Annotated in this window: 12 protein-coding genes; 7 read left to right on the top strand and 5 right to left on the bottom strand. The window is 67.2% G+C overall.

The window, feature by feature from the left end; genetic code table 11:
* Nucleotides 1-21: 21 nt before the first annotated feature.
* From J0J10_RS01445 to J0J10_RS01435, 3 genes are all read right to left on the bottom strand, one after another.
* A complete protein-coding gene (locus J0J10_RS01445) occupies nucleotides 22-966 on the bottom strand; it encodes a prephenate/arogenate dehydrogenase family protein (protein WP_291644671.1) in 945 nt (314 codons plus the stop codon).
* Nucleotides 963-2069: a histidinol-phosphate transaminase gene (gene hisC, locus J0J10_RS01440; RefSeq protein ID WP_291635301.1), complete on the bottom strand. Its 1107-nt coding sequence runs from the start codon at nucleotides 2067-2069 to the stop codon at nucleotides 963-965. The genes J0J10_RS01445 and hisC overlap by 4 nt, the downstream gene beginning before the upstream one ends.
* Before the next feature lie 168 nt (nucleotides 2070-2237).
* Complete coding sequence (locus J0J10_RS01435) at nucleotides 2238-3074, bottom strand: chorismate mutase (RefSeq protein ID WP_291635299.1); 837 nt, start codon at nucleotides 3072-3074, stop codon at nucleotides 2238-2240.
* 268 nt (nucleotides 3075-3342) lie between these two features.
* On the opposite strand from J0J10_RS01435, the gene metX reads away from it, so the two are divergent.
* On the top strand, nucleotides 3343-4524 hold the full coding sequence (gene metX / locus J0J10_RS01430; RefSeq protein ID WP_291644669.1) for a homoserine O-acetyltransferase MetX: 1182 nt from the start codon (nucleotides 3343-3345) through the stop codon (nucleotides 4522-4524).
* A 2-nt stretch (nucleotides 4525-4526) separates the two neighbouring features.
* Nucleotides 4527-5150 (top strand): methionine biosynthesis protein MetW, encoded by a 624-nt coding sequence (metW, locus tag J0J10_RS01425; RefSeq protein ID WP_291644667.1) that lies wholly within the window; start codon nucleotides 4527-4529, stop codon nucleotides 5148-5150.
* A gap of 120 nt (nucleotides 5151-5270) precedes the next feature.
* On the opposite strand, the gene J0J10_RS01420 is transcribed toward metW, so the two are convergent.
* Together J0J10_RS01420 and otsB are read right to left on the bottom strand one after the other, a co-directional pair.
* Nucleotides 5271-7109: a glycoside hydrolase family 15 protein gene (locus tag J0J10_RS01420; RefSeq protein WP_291644665.1), complete on the bottom strand. Its 1839-nt coding sequence runs from the start codon at nucleotides 7107-7109 to the stop codon at nucleotides 5271-5273.
* 35 nt (nucleotides 7110-7144) lie between these two features.
* Nucleotides 7145-7870 carry a trehalose-phosphatase gene (otsB, locus tag J0J10_RS01415; protein ID WP_291644662.1) on the bottom strand — a complete coding sequence of 242 codons (726 nt, stop codon included), beginning with the start codon at nucleotides 7868-7870 and terminating at the stop codon, nucleotides 7145-7147.
* 277 nt (nucleotides 7871-8147) lie between these two features.
* Between otsB and J0J10_RS01410 the strand changes: the two genes are divergently transcribed.
* From J0J10_RS01410 to prmC, 5 genes are all read left to right on the top strand, one after another.
* Nucleotides 8148-9752, top strand: coding sequence for an alpha,alpha-trehalose-phosphate synthase (UDP-forming) (locus tag J0J10_RS01410; RefSeq protein ID WP_465247149.1), 1605 nt, complete (start codon nucleotides 8148-8150; stop codon nucleotides 9750-9752).
* Nucleotides 9753-9854: 102 nt separating this feature from the next.
* Nucleotides 9855-12122: a phosphoenolpyruvate--protein phosphotransferase gene (gene ptsP, locus J0J10_RS01405; RefSeq protein ID WP_291635288.1), complete on the top strand. Its 2268-nt coding sequence runs from the start codon at nucleotides 9855-9857 to the stop codon at nucleotides 12120-12122.
* Between the two features lie 66 nt (nucleotides 12123-12188).
* Complete coding sequence (gene prfA / locus J0J10_RS01400; RefSeq protein ID WP_291635286.1) at nucleotides 12189-13274, top strand: peptide chain release factor 1; 1086 nt, start codon at nucleotides 12189-12191, stop codon at nucleotides 13272-13274.
* A gap of 60 nt (nucleotides 13275-13334) precedes the next feature.
* The gene (locus J0J10_RS01395; protein WP_291635284.1) at nucleotides 13335-13586 is read left to right on the top strand and encodes a hypothetical protein; all 252 of its coding nucleotides are present in this window, start codon (nucleotides 13335-13337) and stop codon (nucleotides 13584-13586) included.
* A gap of 96 nt (nucleotides 13587-13682) precedes the next feature.
* On the top strand, nucleotides 13683-14501 hold the full coding sequence (gene prmC / locus J0J10_RS01390; RefSeq protein WP_291644658.1) for a peptide chain release factor N(5)-glutamine methyltransferase: 819 nt from the start codon (nucleotides 13683-13685) through the stop codon (nucleotides 14499-14501).
* The last annotated feature ends 280 nt before the right edge of the window (nucleotides 14502-14781 follow it).

Here is a 14781-nt window from a genome sequence, read left to right as displayed (position 1 = left end):
CCTCCCCTTCCCGGGGCATCCTCAGCCCTTTTTGAGCTTCTCCGTCTCGGCCTTCTCCTGGCCGAGCGCGACGATGCCGCGGCGGATGGCCCTCGTGCGGGTGAAGTGCTTGTGCAGCGTCTCGCCGTCGCCATAGCGGATGGCGCGGGTGAGCAGCGCGAGGTCCTCGTTGAAGCGGCCGAGCATCTCCAGCACCGCCTCCTTGTTGGCGAGAAAGACGTCGCGCCACATCGTCGGGTCCGACGCCGCGATGCGGGTGAAGTCGCGGAAGCCGCCGGCCGAGAACTTGATCACCTCCGACTGCGTCACCGCCGCCAGATCCTCGGCGGTGCCGACGATATTGTAGGCGATCAGGTGCGGCAGATGGCTGGTGATGGCGAGGACGAGGTCGTGATGCTGCGAGCCCATCACCTCGACGATCGCCGCCATGCCCTCCCAGAACTGGCGGGTGCGGGCGATCGCGCCCTCATCAGTGCCGGGCGGCGGCGTCAGGATGCACCAGCGGTTGAGGAAGAGACTGGGGAAACCGGCATCGGGGCCGGAATTCTCGGTACCGGCGACCGGATGGGCCGGGACGAAATGCACGCCCTCGGGCAGATGCGAGCTGACCGCCTCGACGACGGCATGCTTGACGGAGCCGACATCGGACAGGATCGCGCCGGACTTCAGCACGCCGGCGATCTGCGCCGCCACCGCGCCGCAGGCGCCGACCGGAACGCAGAGCACGACATGATCAGCCTCACGCGCCGCCTCGACGGCGGTTTCAGCGACTTCGTGGCCAAGATCGAGCTCGCGGGCCCGCCGGCGCACATCGGCATTGGCGTCGCTCAGCACGATGTGGCGGGCGAGATTGAGCTCCTTCGCCGCATGCGCGATCGAGGAACCGATCAGGCCGATGCCGATGATGGCGAGCCGCCCGAAGAGCGGCTCGTCGCGGCGCGGCGCGAAGCTCTCGGGCGCGCTCACGCGGCCTTGCCCAGGAAGTCGGCGAGCGCCGCCACGACGAGGCGGTTGGCCTCCTCGCTGCCGATGGTCATGCGCAGCGCGTCGGGCAGGCCATAGGAGGCGACCGAGCGCAGGATCAGGCCGCGTTCGGACAGGAAGGCATCGGCCTCCTTGGCGGTCTTGCCGGCGAGCTTCGGGAAATGGATCAGGATGAAATTGCCGACCGAGGGCGTGACGGAGAGGCCGAGCTTCTCCAGCTCGGCCGTGACCCAGGCCAGCCATTTGTCGTTATGCGCGATCGCGGCAGCAAGATGCGCCTCGTCGGCGATCGCCGCGACGCCGGCCTCGATCGCGGCGCCGTTGACGTTGAACGGGCCGCGGGTGCGGTTGAGCGCATCGATGACATCGGCCGGTCCGTAGAGCCAGCCGAGGCGCAGATTGGCGAGGCCGTAGATCTTCGAGAAGGTGCGCGTCATCACGACGTTCTCGCTCTCGGCGACGAGCTCGAGGCCGGAGGCATAGTCGTTGCGGCGGACATATTCGGAATAGGCCGCATCGAGCACCAGCAGCACATGCGGCGGCAGGCCGGCATGCAGGCGCTTGACCTCGTCGAAGGGCAGATAGGTGCCGGTCGGGTTGTTGGGGTTGGCGAGGAAGACGATCTTGGTCTTCGGTGTCACCGCCTTCAGGATCGCATCGACATCGGTCCTCAGATCCTTCTCGGGCACGACGACCGGCTTGCCGCCCGCGGCGAGGATGGCGATCTTGTAGACGAGAAAGCCGTGCTCGGTGAAGACGCCCTCGTCACCCTCGCCGAGATAGACCTTGGTGATCAGCTGCAGCAGCTCGTCCGATCCCGTGCCGCAGACGAGGCGGTTCGGATCGAGCCCGTAGCGGCCGGCGATCGCCTCGCGCAACTTCGTCGCCGAGCCGTCGGGATAGAGTTCGAGCTTGCCGGCGAGCGCGCCATAGGCGGCGACCGCTTTCGGGCTCGGACCCAGCGGGGTCTCGTTGGAGGAGAGCTTGTGCAGCTTGACGCCGGCCGGGGCCGACGACTTGCCGGGAACATAGGCCTCGATGTCGAGGACGCCGGGACGCGGAACGGGACGGGAGGGCGTGGTCATGGCGCGGGCTTTCGGTTTCAGGCGTTTGTTCGAACCACCAAAGTCATCCCGGGCGACCTGAGGGAGACCCGGGATCCATGCCGAGACGCTTCAGGCATGGATCCCGGATCGGCGCCGCTACGCGGCTTGTCCGGAATGACGAAGAGGGTTCAGCGATCGGGGTTCATTTCAGGAGCGCGTGGACTTGAAGGCGAAGCGGGCGGCGTGGCTGCCGATCTCGGCAAGTTCCTTGAGACCGGCCGGCTCGAGCGCGGCACGGATCGCTCCGACCGGGGTCTCACCGGACGCCGCCACGAGCAGCGCCAGATGCGAGCCGTCGGCGGCACTGGCCGAGACCTCGGCGAGATGCTGGGCGAGGCCGGTGCGCAGCGCCTCCGACCAGCGCTCGACGCGGGCGGCGTAGAGCACGATCTCGCGCATGGCGGCATCCGCCAGGGGCTTGGCTATGCAGTAGACCGGGGTCCCCGCCGGATGGTCCGGACGCTCGATGAAGGGCAGGCGGGCGATGATCTTCGGCTTGTCCTCGCCGATCAGATCGCGCCACCAGACGCCAGCGCTGGCGCCGAGGTCCATGCGGAAGATGCCGAGATCGCCGGCCGATTCGGCCACCGCCCGGATCACGGCGCGGGCGTCCTCATGCGGGACGTAAGGCACGGTGAAGCCGAAATGGAAGCGGGCGCTGTCGCGCATCGGCGCGTCGCCGCCGGAGATGTCGGCATGGACCGAGTAATTCGCCTGCACGAAGGTGAAGGTCGCGATGATGATGCGCCAGATGCTCTCGACCGTGTCGAGCGGCAGAAGTCCCTGATGGCGCAGCGCCAGGCGCTTCATCATGTCGGCCTCGCGGCCGGGGCGGAAGGCGGAGCCGGACACCTGCGTCTTCTTGATCGCGATCAGCGTCTCGATGATGGAGGAGCGCTCCATCAGGAGGCCGTGCATGGCAGCGTCGATGCGATCGATCTCGCTGCGCAGATCGGCAAGGGTCGTCGGAGCGGCTTCGGCCATGGGGTTCGACCAACCTCCAGAAGGAACGGCCTCCAGCCCTCGTCCCGAGGAGCCGCGAAGGATGCTCCAGAACGCGCTGGAACCGCCTCCGAGACGCGGACCAATATCCGCTCCTCAGGGTGAGGGCTGAGGTTTCACTGGTCTCATATCTGCGCCGGTCCGCCTTGGCAAAGCCGTCAGCGCGCATCCGCGCGTTGACAGGGCACGAGCGGCACGCCATCGGTTAGGTCCGCTATTTCGAACAGGCCGGGCGACAAGACAAATCGGAATGCCAAACCGGACGATCCAGGAAGACCAGGCTCTGGCCGATGCGCTGACCGAAGCCAACCGGCCTTCCAGCCTGCTCGTGCAATTCGGTCCCGAACGGGCGCTCCAGCTCGATTCCGGCGCGGTGCTCGAGCATTGGCAGATCGCCTATCAGACCTATGGGCAACTGAATGCGGACCGCTCCAATGCCGTCCTGATCTGCCATGCGCTGACCGGCGACCAGCATGTCGCCAGCCGCAACCCGATCACCGGCAAGGGCGGCTGGTGGACGGCGATGGTCGGCCCCGGCAAGCCGGTCGATACCGACCGCTTCTTCGTGATCTGCGCCAATGTGCTCGGCGGCTGCATGGGCACCACCGGTCCGGCCTCGACCAATCCGGAGACCGGCAAGCCCTGGGGCCTGTCCTTCCCGATGGTGACGATCCGCGACATGGTGCGGGCACAGGCGCATCTCCTCGACTCGCTCGGCATCGACAGCCTGTTCAGCGTCGTCGGCGGCTCGATGGGCGGCATGCAGGTGCTGCAATGGGCGGCAAGCTACCCGCAGCGGGTGTTCTCGGCCGTGCCGCTTGCGACCGCAGCCAAGCATTCGGCCCAGAACATCGCCTTCCACGAGGTCGGACGCCAGGCGGTGATGGCCGATCCCGACTGGCGCGGCGGGCGCTATCTCGACGAGAATACGCGCCCGGCCAAGGGCCTGTCGGTAGCGCGGATGGGCGCCCACATCACCTATCTCTCGGAGCCGGCACTGCACCGCAAATTCGGCCGCCGGCTGCAGGAGCGCAGCGCGCCGACCTTCACCTTCGACGCCGATTTTCAGGTTGAAAGTTACCTCCGCCATCAAGGCGTCAGCTTCGTCGAACGCTTCGACGCCAATTCCTATCTCTACGTGACGCGGGCGATGGACTATTTCGACCTCGCCGCCGACCATGACGGCGTGCTGGCCAAGGCTTTCGCCGGCACGAAGACACGCTTCTGCGTCGCGTCCTTCACCTCCGACTGGCTGTTCCCGACCAGCGATTCGCGCGCCATCGTGCATGCGCTGAACGCGGCCGGCGCCTCGGTCTCCTTCGTCGAGCTCGAAAGCGACAAGGGCCACGACGCCTTCCTGCTGGAGGAGCCGAACCTGTTCGCGACGACGCGCGGCTTCATCGGCGCGGCGGCGCGGGCGCGGGGGCTGTGAGCATGTCGGCGGCGGACAACCACACCAACCGCATCGACCTGCGCCTCGTCGCCGAGATGGTGACGCCAGGCTCGCGCGTGCTCGATGTCGGCTGCGGCGACGGCGAATTGCTGGCGCTGCTCGCCGAAACCCGCGGCGTCGACGCCCGCGGCATCGAATTGTCGCGCGAAGGCGTCGCCGGCTGCGTGGCGCGCGGGCTCTCGGTGATCCAGGGCGACGCCGACACCGATCTTGCCGACTATCCCGACGATTCCTTCGACTACGTCATCCTCTCGCAGACCATCCAGGCGACGCGCAATCCGCGGCTGGTGCTGGAGCAGATGCTGCGCATCGGCCGGCGCGCCATCGTCTCCTTCCCGAATTTCGGGCATTGGCGCATGCGCAGCCAGGTCTTCTTCCTCGGCCGCATGCCGGTGACCGAGGCCCTGCCCTATTCCTGGTGGGACACGCCGAACATCCATTTCTGCACGATCCGCGACTTCGTCGTGCTCTGCGACACGATCGGCGCGGTCAAGGAACGGGCGGTCGCGCTCGACGTCGCCGGCGGCAAGGTCGGCGTCAGCGCGCCCTGGTGGTTCTGGAACCTCTTTGGCGCGCAGGCGGTGTTCCTGCTGAAGCGCGGATAGCGCCCGCGCGTCATGCTCGGGCCTGCCCCGAGGATCGCAGGCCGAAGAAGGTTCCGATAGCGCTCTCTCGCGGGAGATTCTCGGGTTTCCGCTTCGCTCCACCCGAGAATGACGACTTGGCTAGAACGCCTCTTCCCAATTCCTGCTGAGCCGCATCGCCGAATTGATCAGTCCGACCATCGAATAGGTCTGCGGGAAATTGCCCCAGAGCTCGCCGGTCTTAAGATCGGCGTCCTCGGAGAGCAGGCCGAAGCTGTTGCGGCGCTGCAGGATGCGCCCGAACAGCTCCTTGGCCTCGTCCTTGCGGCCGATCGCGTGCAGCGCATCGACATACCAGAAGGCGCAGATCAGGAAGCCGGTGTGCATGAAGCCGAAATCGTCCTGCGTGCCGTAGCGCAGGATCAGGTCGCCGCGGCCGAGCTCGCGGCCGATCGCCTCGACAGTCGCGATATATCGGGGATCCTCCGGCTTGACGAAACCGAGCTCGGCGAAAAGCAGCAGCGTCGCGTCGAGATCGGTCCCGTCGAAGGTCGAGACGAAATGTCCCTTCTCCTGGTTCCAGACCCGGTCGGCAATGATGCCTTTCAGGCGCCTGGCCTCGCCGCGCCAGTACTCCTTGCGGTCGGCCCGGCCGAGCGTGCCGGCGATGCGGGCAAGCCGGTCGCAGGCGGCCCAGCACATCACGCTGGAAAAGGAGTGGACGACCTGCTTCTCGCGTAGCTCCCAGGGGCCGGCATCGGGCTTGTCGAAGAGCTCGATCGCCCGCTCGCCCATACGCTCAAGCTGGCTGAAGAGCGTTTCCTTGCCCGGCTGGATGAGCCGGCGGTCGAAGAAGGAATGGGTGGCGGCGAGCACGACCGCGCCATAGCCGTCATTCTGGATCTGCGTCGCCGCGCCATTGCCGACACGCACCGGCTGGTGACCGCGATAACCGGCGAGATTCGGCACCTCGAATTCACGGAGCTCGCCGCCGCGGGTGATCGGATAGAGCGGCGGCAGATGCTCGGCACCATTCTCCGAGAAAGTGTCGACGATGTTGGTGATGAAGCCGAGATAATCCTCCATCGTCCGCGTCGTGCCGAGGCGGTTCAGCGCATGCACGACGAAATAGGCGTCGCGCAGCCAGCAGAAGCGGTAGTCCCAGTTGCGCTGCGTACCCGGCGCCTCGGGGATCGAGGTGGTCAGCGCCGCGACGATGGCCCCGCTCTCCTCGAAGGAGCAGAGCTTCAGCGTGATCGCAGCGCGAATGACCTCGCGCTGCCATTCGAAGGGGATGGAAAGCGAGCGGACCCAGTCGCGCCAGTAATCGGTGGTCTTGTCGAGGAACTCGCGCGAGGTCGTCTCGATCTCGGCGCGCAGCGCCTCGTCCGAGCCGATGAAGAAGGAGAACGGCTTCTCGACCGCAAAAGGTATGCTCTCCAGCACATAGGAGATCGGCGCGTCCGTGGTCAGGCGGATGGTCTGGTCGGCTCCGACGAAGCGGACATGGTTGGAGCCGCGGGTGATCTCGTCCGGCACCTCGCCGAGACCGAGGCACGGCTTCACCACGACACGGATGCGCGGGCGGCCGGAGACCCGCCTGACGCGACGGACCAGCTGAGGCGGCCGAAAGAAGCGCTCATAGCGGACGAAGCGCGGCGCGAAATCGAGGATCTCCAACGCATTGCCGTGGTCGTCGGAGAGCACCGAGGAGAGGATCGCGGTGTTGTCGAGATAGCTCTGCTCGCAGCGCGTCATGCCGACCATCTCGATGGCGAAGACGCCCTTTTCCGGCATCGCATCGCCATCCTCGATCCGATTGTCGATCAGAGAACAGAACACCGGATCGCGGTCGAAGCGCGGGAAGCAGCCCCAGACGATCCGGGCCTGGCGGTCGATCAGCGCGGCGATGGAGCAGTTGCCGATGACGCCCAGATCGAGCGAGGCCACGCCCGGCGGGGCGACGGTGGTGACAGTCATGCCTATCCCTGATGCAGCTGGTCTTGGTGGAAGGATCAGTTCTGGAGAAAGGTTTCGAGCGTGAGCTCGCCGCCATCCGCAGCGCCGAGCAGGATACGGTGCAACGCAGTCGGCGAGGCGAGCCGGTGCCGGGCGCAAGTCTGCCCTTCCCCGATCCGAATCGATAGCCCTCCGGCATCGTTGACGGTGGCGAAACCGTTCTCGTCGGTGATGTCGTCGCCGATAAACACCGGCTGGCGGCCGCAATAGGCGGGCTGCTGCATCAGCCAGGCAATGGCTGCGCCCTTGCTCGCAGTGGCCGGCACGAGCTCGGCAACGGCCTTGCCGTGCTGCAGCCGCATCGAGGGGCCGATCTCGGCTGCCAGGCGTGCCATCAGCTCCATCGCCTCATCGGCCAGAGCCGGGGCCAGCCGCCAGTGCAGCGCGACGGACTGGCGCTTGTCCTCGACGATGACGCCGACATTCGCGTTGGCGAAACGCACCATGGCCCGCGTCGCGGTGCGGAGCGCCTCGGAGGGCGCCGCCAGCGGAGCTTCCTCACCGCCGAGGCGAATCTGCGCGCCGTGCAGGCCGGCGGCGTCGAAGCGGAAAGGCGCCGTCATCCCGTCCAGAAACGCCACCGGGCGGCCGGAAACCAGCGCCAGCGCGCCACCGAGGCGCTGGCTCAGCGCATCCAGCGCACCCGGCATGCGCCGGTCGAGGCGGACATCCTCAGGCGAAGGCGCGATCTCGACCAGGGTTCCGTCGAAATCAAGAAACAATGCTATTGATGCGGTACGTGCTGCGAGCGGCGCGTGCAGCTCTGCAGCTTCTGGGCTCTGAGTTTGCGACATGGCGGCCTTGCTAGAGGACGAAACGGGCGAAAGGACGACCGTCCGTCGGCTCGCCACATTCAGGGTTCAGCTTCCCACCGTCGCCATGATCCGGTCACGGCGGCGACGCGATCCGGCCAAGAAGGCCGGCGTGCACACGAAACATTACGTCTGCCGGCGCGTTCTGTTCCCGCGCCAAAGCGGCATTCGTCAACGAAAGTGAGGCATTATGCGTCTTGTGGTGGTCTCCAACCGCGTCACCATGCCAGAACGTGGCGAAAAAGTGGCAGCCGGCGGGCTCGCGGTGGCACTCCGCTCCGCTCTGGAAGCGCATGGCGGGCTCTGGTTCGGCTGGAGCGGGAGCACGAGCGCCGAGCCCTCCTCCCGCGTAGAACCGGCCCGCGTCGGCAAAGTCTCCTATGCCATCGCCGATCTGACCGAGGCCGAGCGTCAGAGCTACTATCTGGGTTTCTCGAACCGGGCGCTGTGGCCGCTGATGCATTACCGGCTCGGCCTCACCGAGTTCGACCGCTCCGACTATACCGGCTATCTCGCGGTCAACCGCCGGTTCGCCAGGCTTTTGCTGCCGCTGCTGCAGCCCGACGACGTGATCTGGATCCACGACTATCACCTGATCCCGCTGGCGGCGGAGCTGCGGCGGCGCGGCGTCACCAACCGAATCGGCTACTTCCATCACATTCCCTGGCCGTCTGCCGAAGTCTTCGGGGCGCTGCCCTTCAGCGCCACCCTGATCAGCACGATGACGGCCTATGATCTCATCGGCATGCAGACGCAAACCGACGCCGACAATCTGATCGGCGGGCTGGTCGCGCTGCGCGGCGCCCAGCGCGACGGCGAGCGGGTCAGGGCCGGGCCGCGCGAAACCATCGTCCGCGCTTTCCCGATCGGCATAGACGTCGAATCGTTTCGCAAGCTCGCAGTCGCCTCGGTGCGCGCCGCGACCCAACCGATCCGTGCGACCACCGGCCCGCTCGGCGGCCGCAAGCTGGTGATCGGCGTCGATCGGCTCGACTATTCCAAGGGAATCGTCCAGCGGCTCGAGGCCTTCGGCCAGTTCCTGCGCAGCCATCCCGAACATCGCGGCAATGTCGGCCTGCTGCAGATCGCGCCACCCTCGCGCAGCGACGTCCCCGAATATGCCGAGCTCGACCGGCAATCGGACGAGGTCGCCGGACGTCTGAATGCCGCGCTCGGCGAATTCGACTGGACGCCGATTCGCGTCGTCAAGAAGGCCTATTCGCGCAGCGCGTTGGCCGGTTTCTACCGGCGCGCCCAGGTCGGGCTGGTGACGCCGATGCGCGACGGCATGAACCTCGTCGCCAAGGAATACATCGCGGCGCAGAATCCGGAGGATCCCGGCGTGCTGGTGCTGTCGCGCTTCGCCGGCGCCGCACATCAGATGCGCGAGGCGCTGATCGTCAATCCCTACGACACGCATGAGGTCGCCGAAGCGATCCGCACCGCGCTCGCCATGCCGCAATCGGAGCGGATGCGGCGCTTCGAGCGGCTCTACGGCACGATCGCCGCGAGCGATATCGGCTGGTGGACCTCGCGCTATCTCGCCGCGCTGACCGGCGCCGGCAGCGATGACAGCCTCGTGCCGCCGGAGCCACCGCGGCGGACGAGTCGAACCCGCCGGGCAGCAGCCGAGCCAAATGCGACAAGCCGCCCGACGACAAAAAAAACGACGGCAAAACCGGCCAAAAAGCCGGCGCCGGCAGCAAATGATGCAGTAATGAGCGAAGTGCGCGCCGGTTTCAGGCAAGAGGACGGCGCCAAGCTCTTGCCGAATACCGCTTCACCTCGCTAGAAGCAGGCACGGATCGCTTCTTCTTGCCACGCTGGCAGGACGAGCCAGGTCTGGAACGACATGTCGGCCTGATAGGCTGTGGAGGCGGGCGGAGGGCATTTGATGCGAGGCGCACTCGGGGGATCGGGCGTTCTGCTACGCCGTCTCCGCGAGGTGATGGCAGCGCCGGTCAGTCCGCAAGAGCGGCTGGACCGGCTCGTCGTCCTGATCGCCGGCAATCTCGTGGCCGAGGTCTGCTCGGTCTATGTCCTGCGTGAAGACGGCTCGCTCGAGCTCTATGCCACCGAAGGCCTCAACCGCGAGGCGGTCCACCACACCACGATGCGCGCCGGCGAGGGCCTGGTCGGCCTGATCGCCAGCGAGGCCGAGCCGATCGCGCTTTCGGACGCGCAATCGCACCCGGCCTTCTCCTACCGCCCCGAAACCGGCGAAGAGATCTACCGTTCCTTCCTGGGCGTGCCGATCCTGCGCGGCGGCGCGGTGATGGGCGTGCTCGTCATCCAGAACCGCGCCTCGCGCATCTACAGCGAGGACGAGACCGAATCGCTGCAGACCACGGCTATGATCATGGCCGAGATGATCGCGGCCGGCGGCCTGAAGGCCCTGTCCCGGCCCGGCGCCGCGATCGGCCTCGAGCGCCCGATCCACGGCGTCGGCACGACGCTGGCCGACGGCGTCGGCCTCGGCTACGCCGTGCTGCACGAGCCTCGCGTCGCGATCACCGACCTGATCGCCGAGGATCCTGCCTTCGAGGTCTCGCGGCTGGAGGCAGCGATCGCGCAGATGCGCGTGGCGATCGACGAACTGATCGAGCGCGGCGATGTCGCCCATACCGGCGAGCATCGAGACGTTCTCGAGACCTTCCGCATGTTCGCGCATGATCAGGGCTGGCTGCGGCGCATGCGCGAGGCGGTGATGACCGGCCTCACCGCCGAGGCGGCGGTCGAGCGCGTGCAATCGGATACGCGCGCCAAGATGCAGCGCCAGACCGACCCCTATCTGCGCGAGCGCCTGCACGATCTCGACGACCTCGCCAACCGGCTGCTGCGCACGCTGGTCGGCAAGCCGAACGGCGTCGCCCGCGAACAATTGCCGGAAAACGCCATTCTCATCGCCCGTTCGATGGGGCCGGCGGCCCTTCTCGACTATGACCGGGCCCATCTGCGCGGCCTCGTGCTCGAGGAGGGCGGTCCGACCAGCCATATCGCGATCGTGGCGCGCGCGCTCGGCATTCCGGCCGTGGGCGAGATCGCCAATGCGACGGCGCTGATCGAGGCGGGCGACGCGGTCATTGTCGACGGCCAGGCCGGCGAGGTGCAGATCCGGCCACAGCCCGATGTCGAGAACGCCTACAAGGACAAGGCGCGCCTGCGCGCCCGCAAGCAGGAGCAGTTCCGCAAGCTCAAGACGCAGCCGGCGGTGACCAAGGACGGTGTCGGCATCAGCCTGCAGATCAATGCCGGGCTGCTCGTCGACCTGCCCAATCTGGACGAGACCAATGCCGGTGGCATCGGGCTGTTCCGTACCGAGCTGCAATTCATGGTGGCGCAGCACATGCCGACCACCGCTGAGCAGCAGACGCTCTACGGCGCGGTGCTGGCCGCGGCCAATGGCCGGCCCGTAACCTTCCGGACCCTCGATATCGGCGGCGACAAGGTGCTGCCCTATATGGAGCGCGTCGAGGAGGAGAACCCGGCACTGGGCTGGCGGGCGATCCGCATCGGGCTCGACAAGCCACGCCTGCTGCGCGCCCAGGTCCGGGCGCTGCTGCGCGCCGGTGCGGGCTATGACATGAAGATCATGCTGCCCATGATCGCGACCGTGAACGAGTTCCTCCGGGCCCGGCTGATCGTACGCCGCGAGCTCGCCGTATTGGAGCGCGACGGCCGCCCGGCCCCGTCCAGCCTCCAGCTCGGCGTCATGGTCGAGGTGCCCTCTCTGCTCTTCGAATTGCCGGAGATCGCCCGCGAGGCGGACTTCCTCTCGGTCGGTACCAATGACCTGATGCAGTTCCTGTTCGCGGCCGATCGCGAAAACCGGCGCGTCTCGGAACGCTTCGATCCGCTCTGCGCCGCCGGGCTGCGGGCCCTGCGCGCGATCGTCGACCATGCCGACAAGGCCGGCTGCCCGGTCACGGTCTGCGGCGAGATGGGCGGCAAGCCGATCGAGGCACTGGCGCTGATCGCGCTCGGTTACCGCTCGTTCTCGATGTCGGCGGCCTCGGTCGGGCCGGTCAAGGCGATGCTGCGGGCACTCGATGCCGGCAAGGCGCGCCAACGTCTCGATGCCTGGCTCGCCGCCTCGGACGGCGCCGCCAGCCTGCGCCCGCTGCTTTCGGCGCTCGCCGCCGAGATGAAGGTACCGGTCTAGCGACGCCCGCTAACCGTGCTTGCCGGCCGCGCCGGCCCCTATGTCCAGCAAGATCGCATCAGCGCCATGTCCCTCCTCCTCCCGCAAGACCGCCTCGACGGCATCGTCGCCCGCCATGCCGCGGCCAGCGACGCGATCAACCACGCGAGCGATCCGGTCCGCGTGGTCGAGCTCGCCAAGGAACTGGCCGAACTCGACCCGGTGGTCGCCGCCATCGCCGCCTGGCGCAAGGCGCAGGCCGGGCTCGACGAGGCGCTCGCCATGATCGACGATCCGGCGACCGATGCCGAGATGCGCGACCTCGCCTATGAGGAGCGCGACCTTGCGCGCGCCGAGATCGAGACACGCAGCCGCGAGATCCTGATCGCGCTGCTCCCCAAGGACGCCGCAGACGAGCGCGGCGTCATCCTCGAGATCCGGGCCGGAACCGGCGGCGACGAAGCCTCGCTCTTCGCCGGCGACCTGCTGCGCATGTATCAGCGCTATGCCGCCCAGAAGGGCTGGAGCCTCGACATTCTCTCCGAGAGCGAAGGCACGGTCGGCGGCTTCAAGGAGGTCATCGCGGAGATCTCCGGCAAAGGTGTCTATGCGAGGCTGAAATTCGAATCCGGCGTCCACCGCGTGCAGCGCGTGCCCGACACCGAGGCGAGCGGGCGCATCCATACCTCGGCCGCCACCGTCGCGACCCTGCCGCTCGCCAGCGAGGTCGACGTGTCGCTCGATGAAAAGGATCTGCGCATCGACACGATGCGCGCCGGCGGCGCCGGCGGCCAGCACGTCAACAAGACCGAATCGGCGGTGCGCCTGACGCATCTTCCGTCCGGCATCGTGGTGGTGGTCCAGGACGAGCGCTCGCAGCACAAGAACAAGGCGCGCGCCTTCGAACTGATGCGCGCCAAGCTCTACGACATGGAGCGCAGCCGCGCCGACGCGGAGCGCTCGGCCGACCGGCGCTCGCAGATCGGCTCCGGCGACCGCTCGGAGCGGATCCGGACCTACAATTTCCCGCAAGGCCGCGTCACCGAGCATCGCATCAATTTGACGCTCTACAGGCTCGACGAGATGATGCAGGGGCTGGTGCTCGACGAGATCATCGACGCCCTGACCGCTGCCCGCCAGGCCGAGCTGCTCGCAGAGCAAGGGGCAGCGTGAAACCTTCCGCCGGACCGTGCGTTACTTGGCTATCGGTAACGTCGCTAGGGGAGGATAGAGATGAAGACCCTGTTCAGCAGCATGGTCCTTGCGGCAGCGATCGCCCTGACGCCGGCCCTGGCCCAGGCCCAGACCGGTTCGCAGACCGCACGCAAGGTGTTCGGCGGCGATGCCGCGCATCTGCAGAAGGCCAAGACCGAGAAGCAGGCACGCCAGGATTGCCAGCTTCAGTTCCGCGGCGCTAAGGAGAGCAAATCCGCGCTCCGCACCAAGATGAACGCCTGCGTCCAGGAGCAGATGCAGGGCAACTGAGCCGGCCGAAGGCCGACGCCAAGGATCGATTTGCCGCGCACCGGCCATCCCGCCGACGGTTTTGAGCCCGCTGTCCCCGTGACGGCGGGCGCAGCCGTGTCCGAGACGCGCAAGGTGCTCGCAAGAGCGCTGCGCCAGGCAGGGGTCGCCGACTGGAGCTTCGAAGCGCGCATCCTCATCGAGGATCTCGCCGGCGCAGGCGATCGGCTGGATATTGATTCGGCCACCCGGCTTCAGGCGGCGCTGACACGACGGCTCGCCGGCGAGCCGCTCTGGCGCGTGCTCGGCGCCCGCGAATTCTGGGGGCTGAGCTTTCGCCTGTCGACCGGCACGCTCGAACCTCGGCCCGATAGCGAGACGCTGATCGAGGCGGCCCTGCAGCATCTTGGCGAGCGTCGCCAGGAGGCGCTCGCCTTTCTCGATCTCGGCACCGGCACGGGCTGCCTGCTGATCGCAGCACTGAGCGAGTTTCCGTTGGCCCGCGGCACTGGCGTCGACCTGTCCGAGGACGCGCTGGCGACCGCCGTCCGCAACGCCGTCAGCAACGGGGTCGCCGATCGGGCGGAGTTCCGCCTGGCGCGCTGGGATGCGGGGCTGTGCGGAAAATTCGACCTCATCCTGTCGAATCCGCCCTATATTTCCAGCCGCGAGATCGCCCTGCTCGAACCTGCCGTGCGCGACCATGATCCGCATCTGGCGCTGGATGGCGGGGCAGACGGGCTCGACGCCTATCGCGCCCTCGCCGGGCTGCTGCCGGCGCGCCTGGCTCCCGAGGGCCGGGCGATCCTGGAAATCGGGGCCGGGCAGGAAGACGATGTCTGCGCGCTGATGCAGGCTGCGGGACTGCGGCATCTGCAGTCGCATCGCGATCTCGGCGGCCATGTCCGCGCGCTGGTCTTCACAGCGGAACTGTGAACTTTCACAGTCACCCGAGCGAATTTGCTTGGAAGGGCGGCAGAAACCGGTTATGCACGGGTTGTCTTGAAGACGGTGTCGTCAGCACATAGCCTTTAGCGAGGACCAGCGAAACGGTCTGGCTTTTGGATTACTGCCAGGACCGACGCTAACTGACACAGCGAGATCGAGACTTCGAGCGTGCGAGAGCGCCGCTCGGTCTGGAGCCAAAGAAGCTCCGTTGGAAAGAGCGCGTGAAGATCCATATCGGCGCAGAGCCCTTCCAGGTCGGATTGCCTCA

It is taken from the genome of Allobosea sp. (genome assembly GCF_017308075.1).
Classification (GTDB): domain Bacteria; phylum Pseudomonadota; class Alphaproteobacteria; order Rhizobiales; family Beijerinckiaceae; genus Allobosea.
The sequence above is the reverse complement of the archived record's forward strand: the minus strand, read 5'-3'. Positions and strand labels throughout refer to the sequence as shown.

What these genes read in the sequence shown, in the direction of transcription:
- hisC (WP_291635301.1), bottom strand. Translation starts at nt 2,069, where the DNA reads ATGACCACGCCCTCCCGTCCCGTTCCGCGTCCCGGCGTCCTCGACATC.
- J0J10_RS01435 (WP_291635299.1), bottom strand. Translation starts at nt 3,074, where the DNA reads ATGGCCGAAGCCGCTCCGACGACCCTTGCCGATCTGCGCAGCGAGATC.
- metX (WP_291644669.1), top strand. Translation starts at nt 3,343, where the DNA reads ATGCCAAACCGGACGATCCAGGAAGACCAGGCTCTGGCCGATGCGCTG.
- metW (WP_291644667.1), top strand. Translation starts at nt 4,527, where the DNA reads ATGTCGGCGGCGGACAACCACACCAACCGCATCGACCTGCGCCTCGTC.
- J0J10_RS01420 (WP_291644665.1), bottom strand. Translation starts at nt 7,109, where the DNA reads ATGACTGTCACCACCGTCGCCCCGCCGGGCGTGGCCTCGCTCGATCTG.
- ptsP (WP_291635288.1), top strand. Translation starts at nt 9,855, where the DNA reads ATGCGAGGCGCACTCGGGGGATCGGGCGTTCTGCTACGCCGTCTCCGC.
- prfA (WP_291635286.1), top strand. Translation starts at nt 12,189, where the DNA reads ATGTCCCTCCTCCTCCCGCAAGACCGCCTCGACGGCATCGTCGCCCGC.
- J0J10_RS01395 (WP_291635284.1), top strand. Translation starts at nt 13,335, where the DNA reads ATGAAGACCCTGTTCAGCAGCATGGTCCTTGCGGCAGCGATCGCCCTG.